General features: G+C 58.1%; 1 protein-coding gene. It reads left to right on the top strand.

The window, feature by feature from the left end; translation table 11 throughout:
- Nucleotides 1–48: 48 nt before the first annotated feature.
- A protein-coding gene (locus GIW57_RS23640) for an IS3 family transposase (protein WP_236513156.1) occupies nt 49–1400 on the top strand; the annotation gives its coding sequence in 2 pieces (ribosomal slippage) (nt 49–496 and nt 496–1400; 1353 coding nt in all).
- Nucleotides 1401–1431 lie beyond the last annotated feature (31 nt).

Consider the following 1431-nt stretch of genomic DNA (forward strand, 5'->3'; position numbering starts at 1 on the left):
TGAAGTGACCCCCGGGAGTTGGACGCCAGATCCAACCCCGAGGGATACATGAACAGGTACGAAGCTCGATTCAAACTGCAGGTCGCCAAAGAAGCCTGCAAGACCTCCACGTCGGTCAAAGCCATCGCCCGACACCACGGTTTGGAGTTCTCCACGGTCAGACGCTGGGTGGCTACGTATCGGCTGCACGGTTGGCGCGGGTTTCACCGCCAGACCCGGTCCTATGACCTCGCGTTCAAGCTGGCTGTTCTGGAGAAGATGAGCCGGGACGGCATGTCCGGGCGTGAGGCCACCACCTACTTTCAGATTGGCGATGCCGGCGCAGTGGGGCAGTGGCGGCGCCTGTATGCTCAGGGCGGTGCCCAAGCGTTGGCACCGCCGCCGCTGCCGCTCCGAAAGCCGATGAAAAAGACCCGTTCGTCCAAACCACCTGAGGATATGAGCCGCGATGAGCTGCTCAAGGAAGTCGCCTACCTGCGTGCGGAGACCGACTACCTAAAAAAACTCGATGCCTTGATCCGGGAAGAGCAGGCGGCGCAGGACGCAAAGCGCAAGCCATCCAAGGATTGAGGCAGGTTCATACGCTGTCGCTTCTGCTCGAAGCGGCAGAGCTGTCGCGCAGTACTTTCTATTACCAGAACCATGTCCTGGCCCATCCGGATCAGGACGAGGCAGATCTGTGCGAGCGCATCCGTGCAATCTACGATCAAAGCCAAGGGCGCTATGGCTATCGCACGGTGACGCTGGAATTGGCCAATCAGGGCCATCGGACCAATCACAAGCGGGTACAGCGTCTGATGGGAGAGATGGGCCTGAAATCACGGGTCCGCGTGAAGCGCTACCGATCTTTCAAAGGGGCAGCCAATGTTGTGGTTGGCAATGACCTCAATCGCCAGTTCCATGCCGAGCGGCCCAACCAGAAGTGGGTGACCGACGTCACCGAGTTCAAGGTGCAAGGGATGAAGCTCTACCTGTCGCCGATCATGGACCTCTACAACGGCGAAATCGTGGCTTATCAGATCAAGCGTCAGCCCGTGTTCGATCTGGTAGGTCAGATGCTGGACGAAGCCATCAACAAGCTCTCCCCGGATGAGCGCCCCATGATCCACTCCGACCAGGGCTGGCAGTACCAGCATGAAAACTACCGGCACATTCTGGAAAAGCACTCGTTGAAGCAAAGCATGTCCCGGCGTGGCAACTGCCTGGACAATGCGGCAATGGAAAGCTTTTTCGGGACGCTGAAGTCAGAATTTTTCTACCTGAACAGCTTTGACAGCATCGAGAGTCTGGAGGCTGGGCTCGTGGAGTACATCAAGTACTACAACCAAGAGCGCATCAGATTGAAATTGAAGGGCCTGAGCCCGGTACAGTACCGGGAACAGGCTCAAGCGGCCGCTTGACCCCACCGTCCAACTCTCGGGGGTCACTTCA

The sequence above is a fragment of the Stenotrophomonas sp. PA-6-5C genome (assembly GCF_021605635.1).
GTDB classification, from domain to species: domain Bacteria; phylum Pseudomonadota; class Gammaproteobacteria; order Xanthomonadales; family Xanthomonadaceae; genus Stenotrophomonas; species Stenotrophomonas lactitubi.